Consider the following 15,272-nt stretch of genomic DNA (forward strand, 5'->3'; position numbering starts at 1 on the left):
AGGTGGTATTTATCCTTCGATGGTCTCGTGGAACCGACTGTAGTCGATGCGCAGACGGCCGTCTTCGGTCGCCTGCAGGATCTCGGCATAGCGATGGCCGAAGCGGACGTCGGAATGTTCATACGATTTTCGCGCATGCACAGTTTGCGCTGCAACGTCGTCATAGCCTGACACGAAGAGGCCGAGCCCGGCATTGACGGCTTCCAGCTCCGCGGCGTCGAGACCGTAGAGCGGGCTGTCCTGGTCGATCACATGAAACAGGGTCCAGCTCAGCGCCAGCGCCGGGCTCTCGTTGCGCAGCAGCGGCAGTTCGTAGAACCGGCGGTATGGCATGCCTTCCTTGCTGACGCCGCTCTTGAACAGCCACAGCCGCGCGGTGGCATTGGCGATGATGTTGTGCCGCTCGTTGGCCAGGCGGATCATCAACGTGAGCTGGCCCTCATGCTCCGAGATCACAGGATTGTCGGCGAACAGCAGGCGCGCGCTCGGCCGCGAGAAGCGGGCGAAGATCAGCCCGGTCATTAGCGACATCGAGAAGATGCCGGTGAAGAGTTCGATGGCGGCGATGAAGTGCCCATAATGCGTCTGCGGGTGCATGTCGCCATAGCCCGCGGTCGAAAGTGTCTCGATGCTGAAATAGAGGTAGTCGATGTATTGGCCGTCAGGCACGTTGGCGATCGGATGATCGCCAAGCCAATACATCAAGGCGAAGACGGCGTTGAAGGTGATGAACACCAATGCTGCACCGCCAATAAAGGCGGGCCACGATGCCGTCATGCAGCGATGGCTGATGTCTGCCCAGAAACTGAGCTCCAACCCTTCGGTCACGACCTCGCGGTTGCCGAAACGGATCGTGCGCGCCTTCACGCGTTCGCTTGCTCTCAGTGCCATTCCGACGAACCGGCTCTTCCGCCTGCCTTTGACATCATGTCATAATGGAACCCATTCCGGAGTGCCGGTCAAACGGGAGTACAAAGCATGGCCCATACGCGCGAGCCCTACGTCAAACCGGTCCCGATCATGTCGCTGCGACCGACCCAGATGACGGTCGGCATGCAGGAGGTGAAGGAGAAGCGGAAGCGCTGGCGCGAGCATGCTTCAAACAAGAAGCGCGCGGAGCTGTTGGGCAAGCACATGATCCCGGTGGTCCATGGACCGGACGATCGCTACTACGTGGTCGACCATCATCACATGGCGCGGGCGCTGCACGAGGAGGGCGTCAAGGACATCCTGGTCACTGTGATCGGCGATCTCACGATGGTCGAACGTGACGTGTTCTGGGGCGTGATGGACAACAAGCGCTGGGTCTATCCCTATAATGCAAAGGGCGAGCGCTGCCATTTCAGGGACATTCCGAGATCGATCAAGGATCTCAAGGACGATCCGTTCCGCAGTCTCGCCGGCGAGATGCGCCGGGCCGGCGGTTTCGCCAAGGACACGACGCCGTTCAGCGAATTTCTGTGGGCCGACTTCCTGCGCCGCCACATCCCGCGCAAGACTGTGGAGAACAATTTCGCCAAGGCGCTGGAGAAGGGCTTGGCGCTGGGCCGCGGCAAGGACGCGGTCTATCTGCCCGGCTGGTGCGGGCCGGCATCCGACGACTGACCGGCGTGGCCTCCGGTCTGTGCGGGTCCTCCCTGCCGCCGAGCGCGTGGTGCAGCCACCGCTCGGTCCGCTTGCCGAAGGTCAGCAGCAGGAATGCCAGCACGAGCGCGGTGATGACGATCGGCCAGTGTCCGGCGCCGCAGACAATCCCGACGCAGGCGGCGAAGAACGCGCATGCGGCGCTGGTCAGGCCGTGGACGTGATAGCGGTCGCCCCGTCGGACGATCACGCCGGCGCCAAGAAAGCCGATGCCGGTCAGCACACCCTGGATTACGCGGCTGACCGCATCGGTGAATTTCCCCGGATCGACCGCCTGCAAGGCCAGCAGCACGACCGTGGCCGTCGAGAGGCTGACGAGACCCAGTGTCTTCAGCCCGATCGGCTTGCCGCGCAGGTCGCGGTCGAGCCCGATCGCGCTGCCGGCAAGAGTAGCTGCGCCGAGACGCAGGATGATGTCGCTCCAGTCTACCAAGGCGTCCTCTATTTCGGCTGCCGGCCGAGCATGTAGAACTCGGCGTTCGGCCGCATGCCGGTGACGTTCGCCAGCCGGTTCGAAAGCGCGAAGAAGGCCGCGACTGCGGCGATATCCCAGACGTCGTCGTCGCTGAAGCCGTGGGCGGCGAGCGCGGCGAAGTCCGTCTCCGAGACCTCCTCGGCCGCGCGGCTGACCTTCATCGCGAAGTCGAGCATCGCGCGCTGCCGCGGCGTAATGTCGGCCTTGCGGTAGTTGATCGCGATCTGGTCGGCGATCTCAGGGTTCTTGGCGCGGATGCGCAGGATCGCGCCATGGGCGACCACGCAATACTGGCACTGGTTGGCGGCGCTGGTCGCTACCACGATCATCTCGCGTTCGGCCTTGGAGAGGCCGGAGTCCTTTTCCATCAGCGCGTCGTGATAGGCAAAGAACGCGCGAAACTCGTCGGGGCGGTAGGCCAGAGTGAGGAATACGTTCGGTACGAAGCCGGACTTCTCCTGCACCGCCAGGATGCGGGTGCGGATATCCTCGGGGAGCTTGTCGAGAGCTGGCGTCGGGAAGCGTTTTGCGGTCGGCTGCGTCATGAGATGGTTCCGGCGTGCCGCTGGAACGCGGCGTCACGCGAAACCATAGTGGATGACGGCTTGGGCGCAAGGCGCATCGGCGCCCTGCCATAATGACGTCAGCGCAGCGGCTTCTTCAGGAGCGAGAAGCGGTCCGGATCGAGGCCCAGTGACGGCTGCAGCATCGGAGCCTCGGCGGGCGCCACGGTGCGCGGCGGTGCGGGAGGGTTGAAGTTGGCGTCGCTCTGCGTGTCGCGATGCGAGGTGGCGCCGCGCCAGCGCTCCAGCACGGCGCTGACGAAATGCATGTCATGGCCGGCGGTGACCGACGGCACCGTTGCGATGGTGGCTTCGCCGCGCGGCAGCTGGTGCGGCGGCACCTCCTTGAAGCGCAGCCGGGTCGGTAGCGCCACGCCTTCGCCGAACGCCAGCACTTCGCGGGTGCCGAGCGAAGGCACGAACGACAGCAGGTTGGCGGCGGCATCCGACACCGCGGAGCGCAGCAGCGCCTGGTCGCGGTCGTTGGCGAGGCGCATCGTGAACAGCGTGTTGCACTGGGAGATGATGGTCGCGTCGAGCTCGGCCGGACGCTGGGTGATCAGGCCGAGATAGACGCCGTATTTGCGGCCTTCCTTGGCGATGCGCGACACCGCCTTGCGGGTCGGGCCGAAGCCGACGTTGCGGTCCGCGGAGGCGTAGCGGTGCGCTTCCTCGCAGACGAACAGCATCGGCGAGACGCCGTCGCTCCACAGCCCGAAATCGAACGCCATGCGGCACAGCACCGACACCACGGAATCGACGACTTCGGCCGGGAAGCCCGCGAGCTGCATGATGGTCATCGGCTTGCCGTTGGCGGGCAGGCGGAACAGATGGCTGATCACCTCGGCCATGGTGTCGCCGCCGACATTGGCATTGTCGAACATGAAGGCGTAGCGCGGATCGTTGCGCACCGCGTCGATGCGCGAGATCAGCTTGTGATAGATGATGCGTGAGGAACGGTTCTCGAGCTTGCCCATGCGCTCGTCGATCAGCGAGATCAGGTCGACGAGGCGATAGGGCACCGGCGTATCGACGGTGTAGCCGACCTGCTTGGGGTCGACCCGCTTGAGCCCGAGACCGACCCGGTCGGAGTTCTGGTACTGGGTGTAGATGCCCTTCGCCATCGGAATCACTTCGGCGAGGATGTCGAGTTCTTCGGGCACGCCGGGCCGGCCGCCGAACAGCACGTCGACGATCTCTTCGAAGTTGAACAGCCAGAAGGGCAGCTTCAGGTTTCGCGGGTTGAGCACCTGCGCGCGCTCGCCGAAGCAGCGGCCGTATTCGTTGTGCACGTCGAGCAGGAAGATGCGCAGGTTCGGCCGCGACTTCAGGATCTCGTTGAGCAGCAGCGACACGCCGGTGGATTTGCCGACGCCGGTCGAGCCGAGCACCGCGAAGTGCTTGGACAGCATCTCCTCGACGTCGACATAGGCGATAACCGAACGATCCTGCTGCAGCGTGCCGACATTGATCTGGTCCGAGCCGCTCGGCGCATAGACCGTGCGCAGCTCCTGGTTTGTGATCAGATCGGTGCTGTCGCCGATGGTCGGATAGTGGGTGACACCGCGCTGGAATTTCGGGCGGTCGCCGCCGAGGATTTCGCCGAGCAGGTCAACCGAGGCGGTCGCCATGTATTCGTCGGACGCCGCCAGGTTCTCGCACGACACTTCGGTGATCATGGCGACGATGACCGAGCTCGCGCAGCGGATACTGACGAACCGGCCGACGGTCGCGCGCATTTCTGAAAGCTGTATCTGGCCGCCCGTCAGCAGCCCAACCCGGGCCTGCGAGCCGCGCACAGAGATCACACGTCCGAAGGATGTCACAGTTCCAGCCTGGCTCGTTCGCAAAATCTAAATGTCCGGACCAATATGCGCGCCCGGGTTTGGAAAAACCGTTAAATCGCCGAGGTTGCGCATCAGCTAAATCTACACCTTCCCGGTGACGATTTGTTTCTATCGTGCAGCGAGATTGCGCTCGGTCGCGCCCATCGGCGGCGAAATCGTCGCTTTCCGGTACAGCCGGGTTTGTTTCGCGGTTTTTCCGTTAAGGCGGGATTCACCATCTTCGAGGAGTGCATCGGCAGCTCCGTAGGTTTACGGAGGTTTCGGCGCGATGGGTTTCGCCCTGTCTCCAGGTATCGTGTAACCGATTGCTAACTGCGAGTTGTAACGACCTTTCCATCAGTGCTGCGTAACGATGCCGCGCCCGGGAGAGATCAGCGTGCGCGTCGAACACCGCAATTCATCGTCAGGAAATGCCGACGCCGGCTCGACCAAGGGGCTGGCGTTCTGTGCCGGCCTGCTCGTGGGCAGCCTGTTCGGAAGCGTGACGGCGCAATGGAGCGAGCGCGAAGGCCTGTTGATGGCGGCCTTTGCGATCATGGCCGTGATCGTCTTCCTGTTGCTGAAGCGGCATGAAATCTCCGACGCGCGGCTCGCCAGCGAACGCCGCAATCTCATGACCGCCGTGGACAACATTCCGCAGGGGCTCGTGCTCTACGATGCGTCGGCGCGCATCATCATCTGCAACCGTCCCTACATCGAGATGTTCGGGCTCTCGCCTGATGTGGCGAAGCCCGGCTGCACCATGCAGCGGCTGATCGCGCACCGGCAGGAGACCGGCTCGTTCGATGGCGACGTCGACGAATTCTGCGATGCCATCATCCGCAATGTGAAGCTCGGCCGCGGGACGCGTCAGCTGACTGAGGCACCCGGCGGGCGCGCCATCGAGATCGTCAACAAGCCGCTCCCGGAGGGCGGATGGGTGGCGACCATCGAGGACATCACCGAGCGGACGCGCACCGAGAACAAGATCGCGCATATGGCGCACTATGATGCGCTTACCGATCTGCCCAACCGCCTGCTGTTTCGTCAGCGCCTCGAGCAGGCGCTGAAGGCGATCGGACCCGACGAACAGATCGCGGTCATGTATATCGACATCGACGAGTTCAAGAGCGTCAACGACGCGCTCGGCCATCAGATCGGCGACGAACTGCTGAGGGCCATCGCCGAACGCCTGCGCTCCTGCGTCGGGGGGGCCGATGTCGCGGCGCGGCTCGGCGGCGACGAGTTTGCCGTGATCCAGACTGCGGTCCGCGATCAGACCGAGACCATGCAGCTGCTGGCCGCGATCTATCAGACAATCCGCCAGCCGATCGATTGCAGCGGGCACCTGATCACGACCGACGCCAGCATCGGCATCGCCGTCGCGCCCGCCGACGGCCTCGACCTCGATCAATTGCTGCGCAACGCCGACCTTGCGCTCTATGGCGCGAAGAGCGATGGGCGCCGCACCTACCGGTTCTTCGAAGCCGGCATGGACGCGCGCGCCAAGGCGCGGCGCAGCCTCGAACTGGAATTGCGCCAGGCCATCGCCGACGGCAGCTTCGAGCTGCACTATCAGCCGTTGCTCCATCTCGAGGACGGCCGGGTCAGCTGCTGCGAGGCACTGGTGCGCTGGCGGCATCCCGAACGCGGCACCATCTCGCCGGCAGATTTCATCCCGGTCGCCGAGGATACCGGCCTGATCAACGATCTCGGGCACTGGGTGCTCAACACCGCGTGCCGGGAAGCGGTGAACTGGCCGGATCACATCAACGTCGCGGTCAACGTGTCTCCGATTCAGTTCAAGAGCCAGACGCTGGCGCTGAACGTCGCGGCCGCGCTCGCGGCGTCGGGGCTCGCGCCGTCTCGGCTCGAGCTCGAGATTACCGAAGCCGTGCTGATCCGTGACGACGAGGCCGCGCTCGATATCCTGCATCAGCTGCGCGAGCTCGGCGTCCGGATCGCGCTCGACGATTTCGGCACCGGCTATTCGTCGCTGAGCTATCTGCAGCGCTTCCCGTTCGACAAGATCAAGATCGATCGCGCCTTCATCAAGGATATCGCCGGGACCGGCGCGTCGTCCACGATCGTCCAGGCCGTCGTGAACATTGCTGCCGCAAGCGACATGACGACGACCGCGGAGGGCGTCGAGACCGAGCAGCAGCGCAACCTGCTCCGCACCCTCGGCTGCACCGAGATGCAGGGCTTTCTGTTCAGCCGGCCGGTGCCGGATGTCGAAATCCGCAAGCTGCTGTCGTCGCATCGCGAGAGGGCCGTCTCGGTCGCCTGACCGCCGGCCCCGGCCACTTTCAATATGTAATCTCAGCCACGGAATGCCGCGCGAGCGCCGACCATCTTGTCGATACGCAACAAGAGGGCTCCGTTATGTACATTCTCGTGAACGCGCTTCTCGTTCTGGCAATCGCATTCTTCTTCCGATGACCGATCGCCGTACCGCGCGCATGAAGCTCTGCATGGTGTGCGCGCTCGCGGTCGCGTTGACGGTTTCGGCGACGCTATCCCGGCCGCACGGTCAGGCACCGGTGATGGTGTCCAAGGGCTAGGCACGGATGATGGCCTCAACGGCTGCCACAATTTCTGGGATCAACATTTTGTTGACGGGACCTAATCCTTTGTACACTAGTACAAATCGACGCACCGAAGCTCGCGCGCCGGAGCGGCAAGCCGTCGATCGGGCGTCGTCGTCGTGGAAGGAGCCCGCCCCATGCAGCCGGAACCGGTCTTCGATCTCGCTCATCTGGGGCACGTGGAGCTGCTGACGCCGAAGCCCGACGAGAGCCTGAAATTCTTCGTCGATGTCATGGGCATGACGGTCAGCGGCCGGAAGGGCGAGTCGGTCTATCTGCGCGGCTGGGACGATTACGAGCGCTACTCGCTGAAGCTGACCGCGTCGAAGACCTCCGGCATGGAGCACATGGCGCTGCGGGCCCGCAGCCCGCAGGCGCTCGAACGCCGCATCGCCGCGCTGAAGGGCTCGGGCTTCGACATCGGCTGGATCGAAGGCGACATGGGGCAGGGATCGGCATTCCGCTGCCGCGATCCCGACGGCCACGTCATCGAGCTCTATTACGAGACCGAATGGTACGAGGCGCCGGCCGAGCTGAAGCCGGCGCTGAAGAACCAGGCGCAGCGCTTTCCGGCGCGCGGCGTCAATGTGCGCCGGCTCGACCATCTCAACTGCCTCGCGGTCGACATCAAGGCCAATCGCCTGTTCTTCGAGACCTACCTGGGGTGCCGGACCACCGAGCAGATCGTGCTCAACGACGGCACGGAAGCGGCGATGTGGATGACGATGTCGAACAAGAGCTACGACTTCGCCTATACCCGCGATCATTACGGCAAGATGGGCCGCTTCCATCACGTCACCTACGCGCTCGACAGCCGCGAGGAGATCTTGCGGGCCGCGGATATTTTTCTCGAGAACGGCGTGCATATCGAAACCGGACCGCACAAGCATGCGATCCAGCAGACGTTCTTTCTTTACGTCTACGAGCCCGGCGGCAATCGCGTCGAGGTCGCCAATGCAGGAGCCCGCCTGATCCTCGCGCCGGACTGGAAGCCGATCGTGTGGACCGAGGAGGAGCGCAAGAAGGGCCAGGCCTGGGGATTGAAGACGATCGAGTCGTTCCACACCCACGGCACGCCGCCGGTGATCGATTAGATGCTCGACCGCCGCAAGCAAACTGACCCCGCGCATCGATCCGTCGCCTCGAACACGCGCGGTCGGACGACAACATGGATGCGTATCCGGTATAATCCGCTTTGAGAGGGCGGACGCTACGTCGCGCGCGACGCGTGAACGGTGAGAACAGGCACAATGGCTGGCAGGACGCCCAAGACGTCGGCGAAGCGCGCAAGGAAGGGAGCTGCGAAGCGCGGGGCTGCAAAGCCGCGCCTGCTCGCAGGCGGCAATCCGCAGATCGCAAAGGGGTATGGTGACGCTCCGGTGCAAGCCTTTATCGCGGCGATGCCGGGGTGGAAGCGCGACGTCGGGCGCAAGCTTGACGCGCTCATCGTGCGTACCATCCCCGGCGTGCACAAGGCGGTGAAATGGAACTCGCCGCTCTACGGCATCGAAGGCGATGGCTGGTTCCTCGGCATCCATGTCTTCACGCGCTACGTAAAAGTGGCGTTCTTTCGCGGCGCATCGCTGCATCCGGTGCCGCCGGGCGAGTCCAAGCAGCAGCACACGCGTTATCTCGATATTCATGAGAACGACGAGCTCGATGAAGCCCAGTTCACCGCCTGGGTGAAGCAAGCCGGTCAATTGCCCGGCGAACGGATGTGAGTGGCCATGCAGGTCAGGACCGCGGGGGCAATGGCCACGACGCGCCGTCGATACAGCCCTGCGCGCGCGAGCGTTGCCCCGCCTCGGGCGTTTGGTGTTAGGCTGCACTGGAGCACGATGAATCGTCGTGCTTCAGGTTGTTGTCCTGGCATGATCCTTTCGGAAAACCGCTTCGCACTTTTCCGGATCATGCTCTGGTAACGTCAGAGGAAAACGTCGATGAGCGAACACACGACGGACAAGCGCGTGCGAGAGGCGTCTCGCAGGCGATTTCTTCAGGCGGGCGCAGCACTGGCCGGCGGCTCCGCGATATCTGGAGTTGCCGGTTCTATCGCGCTTGCCGAACAGGGGAATAATCTTCCGCCCAACGTGCCGGAATGGATGAAAGCGCCCGGCGATCCGATGGGAAGCCAGCCCTATGGCGCGCCATCGGTCTACGAGAAGGGCGTGGTCAAGAACATCTCGAAGACGCTGCCGCAATATATCTCCGCGTCGGGCCGCACGCCGTTGCAGGAGCTCGACGGCATCATCACGCCGAACGGGCTGTTCTACGAACGTCACCATGGCGGCGTGCCGACCATCGATCCGGCCGAGCACCGGCTGATGCTGCACGGCATGGTCGATCGCCCGCTGGTGTTCACGATGGAGGACATCCGCCGCTTTCCGTCGCAGTCGCGCATCCACTTCATCGAGTGCTCTGGCAATCCGGTCTACACCAAGCCCTACGGCAAGACGGCTTCCGACCTCGTCGGCCTGCTGAGCTGCGCCGAATGGACCGGCGTGCCTTTGAAGACCGTGCTGGACGAAGCGGGCCTGCAGGCGGGCGCCAAATGGATCGTCGCCGAAGGCGCCGACGCCGCCGCGTTGACGCGCTCGATCCCGATCGAGAAGTGCCTCGACGACGCCATGCTGGTCTACAGCCAGAACGGCGAGCGGCTGCGTCCGCAGCAGGGCTATCCGCTGCGCCTGTTGCTGCCGGGCTTCGAGGGCAACATGAACGTGAAATGGCTGCGCCGGCTCAAGGTGGTCGCCGAGCCGGTCTATTCGCGCGAGGAGACCTCGAAATACACCGACCCGATGCCCGACGGCACGTCGCGCGAATTCACCTTCTACATGGAGGCCAAGTCGATCATCACGCGGCCGTCCGGCGGCCAGAAGCTGGCCACGCACGGCTTTCACGAGATCACCGGGATAGCCTGGAGCGGCCACGGCAAGATCAAGAGCGTCGAGATCTCGCTCGACAAAGGCAAGAGCTGGCAACAGGCCGAGCTGCAGGAGCCGGTGCTGACGCGCGCGCTCACGCGCTTCCGCTTGCCCTGGCACTGGGACGGCACCCCCGCAGTGATCCAGAGCCGCGCCATCGACGAGACCGGCTATGCGCAGCCGACGCTGGCGGAATTGGTGGCGGTGCGCGGTCTCAACTCGTTCTACCACAACAACGCGATCTGGCCCTGGCGCATCGATGCGAATGGCGAGGTGACCAATGGCCAGGCGTAATCTGAAGACCGCCGCGCTGGTGAGTGCGATCGCGATGCTCGGCGTCGCTGTTCATGCCGAGGAGCGCTACGGCATCGGCCGCGAGGCGACGCCGGCGGAGATCGCCGGCTGGAACATCGATATCGGCCGTGACGGCGCGGCGTTGCCGCCGGGCAGCGGCAGCGTCGAGCGCGGCCGCATCGTGTTCAGCGAGCAATGCGCGGCGTGCCATGGCGACAGCGGGCAGGGCGGCGTCGGTGATCGCCTGGTCGGCGGGCAGGGTACGCTGGCGAGCCCAAAGCCGATCCGCACTGTCGGCAGCTACTGGCCCTATGCCCCGACGTTGTTCGACTATATCCGACGCGCGATGCCGCAGAACGCGCCGCAGTCGCTGAGCAATGAGGATGTCTACGCGGTGTCCGCCTACATCCTCAGCCTCAACGGCGTCGTCTCCGCCAACGCGGTGCTCGATGCGAAGTCGCTCGCCGCCGTCAAAATGCCGAACCGAGACGGGTTCGTCTCCGACCCGCGGCCTGACGTGCATAATCGGTGAAGCGCGGGCCGGGCGGCCATTGCGCGTCGCGGTCGTCGTGCCGCGCCGGCGGCTGCCTCGCGGCATTGTGACCTGGTGGTCCCTGCATCGGGAGTTTGGCCGTCACCACATCAGTTCTGGGCACAGGGACGGCGCTGCCGCCCTTGCGTAGTTTCTTGGACAAATTTCAATTGATCCATCGGAGAGGTCCTATGGCCGGACTCAAGGCCGTTGCAGCCGCTGTGCTGCTCGTGGGAATGACGTTCACGCCAGTCGCGGCCCAGATGTCGGAGCCGGCACTTTTCGACGCGCAGAATCCGGGGCGGAGTGCGATCAACGGCGGCGCCCTGACGCCATGGGGCGAGGCCCAGCAGGCGGCGCAACGCGGCGGCAACCCGGCGAATGCCTATGGCGCCATACCCGCGGCACCATCGTCCTCTTGCGCACGCTACCATTCCTTCGATCCGGCGTCCGGCACCTTCCTTGGCCGCGACGGCCGCCGCCATCCCTGCCAATAGGGCGCCGCATCCCGCTTCGCGGTGGATAAGCACGCCAGCCATCACCCTGTGCCCGAACGCCTGGACGTCGGACGCGTTATAGTCCGATGATCGTGTCGGGTCCCGCCGGACCCGAGCGGTGGAGGACAGTTGGCGTGACAGACACCCTGGCCGGTTTCTGGGACCGAAAGTCGACCGCGGAGCTGTTGCGGGAAGCGGCGCGTGCCGATGGCGACGCGGAGACGCCGGTCTTCAAGCGCTCGCTCTCGGCGTTGCAGCTGGTCACGCTTGGCATCGGCGGCATCATCGGTGCCGGCATCTTCGTGCTGACGGGGCACGCGGCGGCCGCCAATGCCGGACCCGCCGTCACGCTCTCCTTCATGCTTGGTGCCGTCGCCTGCGCCTTCGCCGGCCTGTGCTACGCCGAGATGGCGTCGACCGTGCCGATCTGCGGCAGCGCGTATACTTACGCCTATGCCACGCTCGGCGAACTGATCGCCTGGATCATCGGCTGGGACCTGATCCTCGAATATGCGGTCGGCGCGATCGCGGTCTCGGTCGGATGGTCCGGCTATTTCGTCAGCTTCATGCGCGATTTCGGCATCAACCTGCCGCAGCAATTCACCTCGGCGCCGCTCGCCTACGACGCCAACAGCGGTGCGTGGTCGTCGACTGGCGCGGTCATCAACATCCCGGCGATGGCGATCATCGCCTTCGTCACCGCGCTGCTCGTGGTCGGCATCCGCGAGTCCGCGCGCTTCACCAGCTTCGTCGTCGTGGTCAAGCTCGTCGTCATCGCATTGTTTCTCGCGACCGCAGCCTCCTCGGTATCGCTGGCGAACTGGGTGACGGCAGGCAATCCGTCAGGCGCGCTGATCCCGCCGAACGCCGGTCCCGGCGTATTCGGCTGGTCCGGCGTGGTCCGCGGCGCGGCGGTGGTGTTCTTCGCCTATATCGGCTTCGACGCGATCTCGACCGCGGCGCAGGAGGCGAAGACGCCGGAGCGCGACATGCCGATCGGCATTCTCGGCTCGCTGGTGATCTGCGCCGCGCTCTATGTCGCGGTCGGCTTCGTGCTGACCGGCATCGTACCGTACGACAAGCTCAGCGTGCCCGATCCGATCGCCGTCGGCATCGATGCCGTTGGCATCGGCTGGCTCGGTCCCTTCATCAAGCTCGGCATCCTGTTCGGGCTGACGTCGGTGATCCTCATCATGCTGCTGGCGCAGCCGCGCATCTTCCGCGCCATGGCGCATGACGGGCTGCTGCCGGGCATCGCCGCAAGGATCCATCCGCGCTTCCAGACGCCCTATGTCTCGACCATCTTCGCCGGCAGCGTCGCTGCTGTTCTCGGCGGGCTGCTGCCGATCGGGTTGGTCGGCGAGCTCGTCTCGATCGGCACGCTGTTCGCGTTCACCGTGGTCTCGATCGGAACGCTGGTGCTGCGTGTCCGCGATCCGGACTTGCCGCGTCCATTCAGGGCGCCGGCGATCTGGCTGGTGGCGCCGGCTGCCGCTGGAACGTCGCTGTTCCTGATGTTCGGCCTGCCGCTCGACACCTGGATCAGGCTCGCGGTGTGGCTCGTGATCGGGCTTGTGATCTATGCGGCCTACGGCAGACGCCACAGCCGGCTGCGGGCGAGGGGTGGGGTGTAAGCGCGGCGAGGATCCGCCTTGTGTGGGATACTGCGAGCCCGTCTCCGCGAAGAAGCTGTCGTCCCTGCGAAGGCAGGGACCCATACGCCGCGGCGGGTGTTGTGGATGGGATTCGTTGTTCCAACGAGGCAAACCAATCAACATTCGTGGTTATGCGTCCCTGCTTTCGCAGGGACGACACCGAATTTGTTGCGGCATTGAAAGTCAAACGTCCGCGGCCAAAGGTTCACTCGATCGCGTGCAACGCGCGGCGGATCGCTGCGAAGATCGCCTCGATCTGGTCCTGGGCGATGACCAGGGGCGGTGAGATCATCAATGTATCGGCGGCGGCGCGGATCAGGATGCTATCGTCGTCGCAGCATCGTTGTGCGGCTTCAGATCGATCGCGGCCGGGCAAGCCACAGCGCGCGTCGGGCTGACGGAAAGTCAAGGCCGATGCGGCGCGCGACGAGCCTATAGTGCGCGGGCGCGCGGCCTGCTACACTTGCTCGCTCCGATAGAAGGAACATACGCCGCACCCAAACGGCGCAATCGGGGGAACTCCAATGCGAAATCCACAAACGGGCGCGCGATGGATGGTCGCGGCCATTGTCGCGATCGGCGTCACGACGTCAGCTCCCGGCCACGCCGCGTCGGTTGCGCCGGTCGCCGCCGAGAACGGCATGGTGGTATCCGCGCAGCATCTCGCGACGCAGGTCGGCATCGAGGTATTGAAGCGGGGCGGCAACGCGGTCGACGCCGCGGTTGCGGTCGGTTACGCGCTGGCGGTGGCGTATCCCGCGGCCGGTAATCTCGGTGGCGGCGGCTTCATGACCATCCAGCTTGCCGACGGCCGCAAGACCTTCCTGGATTTCCGCGAGACGGCGCCGAACGGCGCCACCGCCAACATGTATCTCGACAAGGACGGCAACGTCATCAATGACCTGTCAACCAAGGGGCATCTCGCCGTCGGCGTGCCCGGCTCGGTGGCCGGCATGGAATATGCACGCGAGAAATACGGCACGATGAAGCGCGCGGACGTCATCGCGCCGGCGCTGCAACTCGCCGAGGACGGCTTCGTGCTGGACCAGGGCGACGTCAGCATGCTGCAGACCTCGACCAAGGATTTTCGGGACGATCCGGCCTCGGCCGCGATCTTCCTCAACAACGGCAAGCCGTTCCAGGTCGGCGAGCGGCTGACGCAGCACGAACTCGCCGAAACGCTCCGCGAGATCAGCAAGCGCGGCACCGACGGCTTCTACAAGGGCTGGGTGGGGGCGGCGATCGTCGCCTCGAGCCAGGCCGGCAAGGGCCTGCTGACGCAGGAGGATCTCGACAACTACAAGGTTCGTGAGCTCGCGCCGGTCGAATGCGACTATCGCGGCTACCATGTGGTCTCGGCGCCGCCGCCAAGCTCGGGTGGCGTGGTGATCTGCGAGATCCTGAACATCCTCGAGGGCTATCCCCTGAAGGAGCTCGGCTACCATTCCGCGCAGGCGGTGCACTACCAGATCGAGGCGATGCGCCACGCTTATGTCGATCGCAACAGCTATCTCGGCGACCCCGACTTCGTGAAGAATCCGCTGGAGCGTTTGCTCGACAAGAACTACGCCGCGAAGATCCGCGCCGTGATCGACCCGGCCAAGGCCGGCGTGTCCAAGGACATCAAGCCAGGCGTTCCGCCGCACGAGGGCAGCAACACCACGCACTATTCGATCGCCGACAAGGACGGCAACGCGGTGTCGGTGACCTACACGCTCAACGACTGGTTCGGCGCCAAGGTGACCGCGGCCAAGACCGGCGTGCTCCTGAACGACGAGATGGACGACTTCACCGCCAAGGTCGGCGTGCCGAACCTCTATGGCCTGGTGCAGGGGGAGGCCAATTCCATCTTCCCCGGCAAGCGTCCGCTGTCCTCGATGAGCCCGACCATCGTCACCAGGGACGGCAAGCCGGTCATGGTGGTGGGGACTCCGGGCGGCAGCCGCATCATCACCGCCGTGCTGCTGACGATGATCAATGCCATCGACTATGGCATGAACGCACAGGAAGCCGTGGACATGCCGCGCTTCCACCAGCAATGGCTTCCTGAGGCGACCAACCTCGAGGACTTCACGCTATCGCCGGACACGCGGAAGATTCTGGAAGGCATGGGCCAGAAGTTCGGGCCGCCGCAGCCTGCCAATCACCTCGCGGTCATCATCATCGGGGCGCCGTCGCTGGACGGCAAGCCGGTCGGCAACAACCGCTTCTATGGGGCGAACGATCCGCGCCGCAATTCGGGGCTTGCCGCCGGCTACTGATTGTCGTTGCGCG

At 64.6% G+C, this 15,272-nt stretch carries 14 protein-coding genes and 1 pseudogene; 10 read left to right on the forward strand and 5 right to left on the reverse strand.

Features of this window, described 5'->3' with window-relative positions; all coding sequences use genetic code 11:
• Positions 1 to 9: 9 nt before the first annotated feature.
• The gene (locus AC066Y_RS18715; protein ID WP_478275167.1) at positions 10 to 891 is read right to left on the reverse strand and encodes an ion channel; all 882 of its coding nucleotides are present in this window, start codon (positions 889 to 891) and stop codon (positions 10 to 12) included.
• A gap of 87 nt (positions 892 to 978) precedes the next feature.
• Here AC066Y_RS18715 and AC066Y_RS18720 point away from each other — a divergent pair, with 87 nt between their 5' ends.
• Positions 979 to 1,605: a ParB-like protein gene (locus AC066Y_RS18720; RefSeq protein ID WP_478275168.1), complete on the forward strand. Its 627-nt coding sequence runs from the start codon at positions 979 to 981 to the stop codon at positions 1,603 to 1,605.
• A gap of 118 nt (positions 1,606 to 1,723) precedes the next feature.
• Here AC066Y_RS18720 and AC066Y_RS18725 read toward each other — a convergent pair.
• The 3 genes and pseudogenes from AC066Y_RS18725 to AC066Y_RS18735 form a co-directional block, all read right to left on the reverse strand.
• A pseudogene (locus AC066Y_RS18725) lies at positions 1,724 to 2,077 on the reverse strand (MgtC/SapB family protein); the annotation flags it as partial.
• An 8-nt stretch (positions 2,078 to 2,085) separates the two neighbouring features.
• Positions 2,086 to 2,664, reverse strand: a complete 579-nt coding sequence (locus tag AC066Y_RS18730) for a peroxidase-related enzyme (protein ID WP_478275169.1) — start codon at positions 2,662 to 2,664, stop codon at positions 2,086 to 2,088.
• 98 nt (positions 2,665 to 2,762) lie between these two features.
• The gene (locus AC066Y_RS18735) at positions 2,763 to 4,508 is read right to left on the reverse strand and encodes an ATP-binding protein (protein ID WP_478275170.1); all 1,746 of its coding nucleotides are present in this window, start codon (positions 4,506 to 4,508) and stop codon (positions 2,763 to 2,765) included.
• Positions 4,509 to 4,905: 397 nt separating this feature from the next.
• Between AC066Y_RS18735 and AC066Y_RS18740 the strand changes: the two genes are divergently transcribed.
• From AC066Y_RS18740 to AC066Y_RS18775, 8 genes are all read left to right on the forward strand, one after another.
• Positions 4,906 to 6,798 carry a putative bifunctional diguanylate cyclase/phosphodiesterase gene (locus AC066Y_RS18740; RefSeq protein ID WP_478275171.1) on the forward strand — a complete coding sequence of 631 codons (1,893 nt, stop codon included), beginning with the start codon at positions 4,906 to 4,908 and terminating at the stop codon, positions 6,796 to 6,798.
• Between the two features lie 148 nt (positions 6,799 to 6,946).
• Positions 6,947 to 7,072 carry a hypothetical protein gene (locus AC066Y_RS18745; RefSeq protein WP_478275172.1) on the forward strand — a complete coding sequence of 42 codons (126 nt, stop codon included), beginning with the start codon at positions 6,947 to 6,949 and terminating at the stop codon, positions 7,070 to 7,072.
• Positions 7,073 to 7,233: 161 nt separating this feature from the next.
• Positions 7,234 to 8,190: a catechol 2,3-dioxygenase gene (locus AC066Y_RS18750; RefSeq protein WP_478275173.1), complete on the forward strand. Its 957-nt coding sequence runs from the start codon at positions 7,234 to 7,236 to the stop codon at positions 8,188 to 8,190.
• Positions 8,191 to 8,346: 156 nt separating this feature from the next.
• Positions 8,347 to 8,817, forward strand: a complete 471-nt coding sequence (locus tag AC066Y_RS18755; RefSeq protein ID WP_478275174.1) for a DUF1801 domain-containing protein — start codon at positions 8,347 to 8,349, stop codon at positions 8,815 to 8,817.
• A 219-nt stretch (positions 8,818 to 9,036) separates the two neighbouring features.
• The gene (gene soxC, locus AC066Y_RS18760; RefSeq protein ID WP_478275175.1) at positions 9,037 to 10,314 is read left to right on the forward strand and encodes a sulfite dehydrogenase; all 1,278 of its coding nucleotides are present in this window, start codon (positions 9,037 to 9,039) and stop codon (positions 10,312 to 10,314) included.
• 34 nt (positions 10,315 to 10,348) lie between these two features.
• On the forward strand, positions 10,349 to 10,846 hold the full coding sequence (locus AC066Y_RS18765) for a c-type cytochrome (protein ID WP_478275321.1): 498 nt from the start codon (positions 10,349 to 10,351) through the stop codon (positions 10,844 to 10,846).
• A 191-nt stretch (positions 10,847 to 11,037) separates the two neighbouring features.
• On the forward strand, positions 11,038 to 11,343 hold the full coding sequence (locus AC066Y_RS18770) for a BA14K family protein (protein WP_478275176.1): 306 nt from the start codon (positions 11,038 to 11,040) through the stop codon (positions 11,341 to 11,343).
• 146 nt (positions 11,344 to 11,489) lie between these two features.
• The gene (locus AC066Y_RS18775; RefSeq protein ID WP_478275322.1) at positions 11,490 to 12,977 is read left to right on the forward strand and encodes an amino acid permease; all 1,488 of its coding nucleotides are present in this window, start codon (positions 11,490 to 11,492) and stop codon (positions 12,975 to 12,977) included.
• A 226-nt stretch (positions 12,978 to 13,203) separates the two neighbouring features.
• Here AC066Y_RS18775 and AC066Y_RS18780 read toward each other — a convergent pair whose 3' ends face one another.
• The gene (locus AC066Y_RS18780) at positions 13,204 to 13,407 is read right to left on the reverse strand and encodes a hypothetical protein (RefSeq protein WP_478275177.1); all 204 of its coding nucleotides are present in this window, start codon (positions 13,405 to 13,407) and stop codon (positions 13,204 to 13,206) included.
• A gap of 145 nt (positions 13,408 to 13,552) precedes the next feature.
• Between AC066Y_RS18780 and ggt the strand changes: the two genes are divergently transcribed.
• Entirely contained in the window at positions 13,553 to 15,259 is a 1,707-nt protein-coding gene (gene ggt, locus AC066Y_RS18785) for a gamma-glutamyltransferase (protein ID WP_478275178.1), read from the forward strand.
• Positions 15,260 to 15,272 lie beyond the last annotated feature (13 nt).

Source organism: Bradyrhizobium sp. USDA3010, assembly GCF_056429065.1.